Annotated in this window: 2 protein-coding genes and 1 pseudogene; 2 read left to right on the forward strand and 1 reads right to left on the reverse strand. The window is 66.5% G+C overall.

Translation table 11 applies throughout. From position 1 onward, the window contains the following. Positions 1–273 (reverse strand): annotated as a pseudogene (locus JYJ84_RS35595) (kinase); the annotation flags it as partial. A gap of 589 nt (positions 274–862) precedes the next feature. Between JYJ84_RS35595 and JYJ84_RS35600 the strand changes: the two are divergent. Both JYJ84_RS35600 and JYJ84_RS35605 read left to right on the forward strand, forming a co-directional pair. Next, positions 863–1,336 (forward strand): hypothetical protein, encoded by a 474-nt coding sequence (locus JYJ84_RS35600; protein ID WP_175220452.1) that lies wholly within the window; start codon positions 863–865, stop codon positions 1,334–1,336. A gap of 143 nt (positions 1,337–1,479) precedes the next feature. After that, the coding region (locus tag JYJ84_RS35605) for a universal stress protein (RefSeq protein ID WP_205187134.1) at positions 1,480–1,867 on the forward strand (388 nt) is incomplete at its 3' end.

A 1,867-nucleotide genomic window follows, 5' to 3' on the forward strand; every position in this document is an offset into this window, starting at 1 on the left:
GAACGGCCGGTTGAGCCTGCACTCCGCGAGCGCGCAGCGGCGCCGCTGCGCGGGGCGCACCAGATCGACGAAGGCGAATCGAACGGGCTTGATGCGCTTGTACGCATAGCGCCCCGCCAGATACACGACGGACAGGTGCGTTTCGATCCGTTCGATCCGGCCGGCGGGGTGCGCATAGGTGGCGGGCCGACGCAATGCGCGATCGAATTGCATGGTCTTTCGTCGTGCGGCTCCGCGACTCGACTTGAACGGCAGGCGTGGTGCTCGGGGCATGGTGAACGGATCGATGGGCAGGGTGCCGGCATGTCGCCGCACCGGCGGGTTGTAGTCGAACGGAAACGGCACGTTCCCGTCTGCTCGATGTCGCGGGATCGGGCCGGCAGGCCCGGGGGCACGCGTGCGACGCCCCTCATTGCAGCCGACTGTCGCCGGTTCCGGCTTGATGCGTGTCAAGCGCGTCGATGGTGCGTCTGCGGACGGCTTCCCGAGGCCCGGCGCCGGTGCGGTATCAGCGCAACGCCGTCCGCATTCACGCCTTCGACAACCTTCCGGCTTGTGCGCCCCGCACCGTACCGGCACGCGATTGATGCAGGTCAACCGCATTCCCCATGGCCGCCATACAGTCGATTCGCGCCTTCGACAACCTTCCGGCTCGTGCGCCCCGCACCGTACCGACACGCGATTGATGCAGGTCAACCGCATTCCCCATGGCGGCCATACAGTCGATTCGAGCGTTCGGGCGATGCGGCACATGACCGCGTGCTGAATGCGGGCAGTCAGCCATCGCACGGCCGGATGGTTGTCGAGCGGATTCATGCCGCCCGATTTCGAGCGGAACTCGATGTGTTGCGGAGCAGTGGCGATGAAACAACGCGGATGGGCGGTCGGCATGCTGCTGGCATTGGCGGCATGTGCCGGTCCGGAACGGAGCACGGCTTTCCGGTCGACGGAAACGCAATTGTTCGCGACGCGCCAGGCCGCGGTGCTGCGGTGTTCGACACCTGCCGAGTGCGACCGTGCGTGGGACTTCGCACGCCGCTACGTCGAAGCACATTCGTCGACCCGAATCACGCGCGCCGGAGCGGAGACGATCGAGACGGCGCCCCCGTTCCTGGCCGGCGAAGTCTATTTGTGGGCATCACGCACGGCGTCGGGTGGCGGCGCGTCGGTGATCCGGCTCAAGGCGATGTGCAAAGGCATGTACGACAGCGATGGGGGCCCGGGCTGGCAGTACGACGCATGCGCGACGAAGATCCTCGACATCGAGCGAGGCTTCGGGGCGTACGGGAACCTGGCCCGCTCCCCGGATGCGCCGACGTCGGTCGTGCCGCGATGATCCGGTGCTTCGCGCCGACGCGCATGCCAGTTCGCGTGTGATTTCGAACCGTTGATTTCCGTCAACGCCTGCGTGCGGCGAACGCCGATGATGAAAACCAATCCGAACGCCGCCGGCGCGTCGGGTCATCCAGTGAGGTCGGTATGTACACGAACATCATGGTCGCCGTGGACGGCAGTCCTTCATCGCAACGGGCGCTCGACGAGGGCCTGAAGGTGGCGCGGTCATGTGGCGCACGCCTGTTCGCGGTTTTCGTCGTCGACAAGTCGCTGCTGATCACTTACAGCGGGCGCATGGATCCGGATGCGTTGCTCGACGAGATCCGGCGCGACGGTGCGTCGGTCCTGCGACACGTGGAACGAACCATCGCGCACGCGGCAGTCAACGGCGAAACGGAACTCGTCGAGACCGAGATCGGCGAGGATATCGCCGCACGGCTGCAGCGCTACGTCGCCGACCGGTCGATCGATCTGGCCGTGGTCGGCACCCACGGACGGCGTGGCGTCCGGCGGCTGTTCCTCGGTAGCGTCG

It is taken from the genome of Burkholderia sp. LMG 13014 (assembly GCF_905232215.1).
Taxonomy (GTDB): domain Bacteria; phylum Pseudomonadota; class Gammaproteobacteria; order Burkholderiales; family Burkholderiaceae; genus Burkholderia.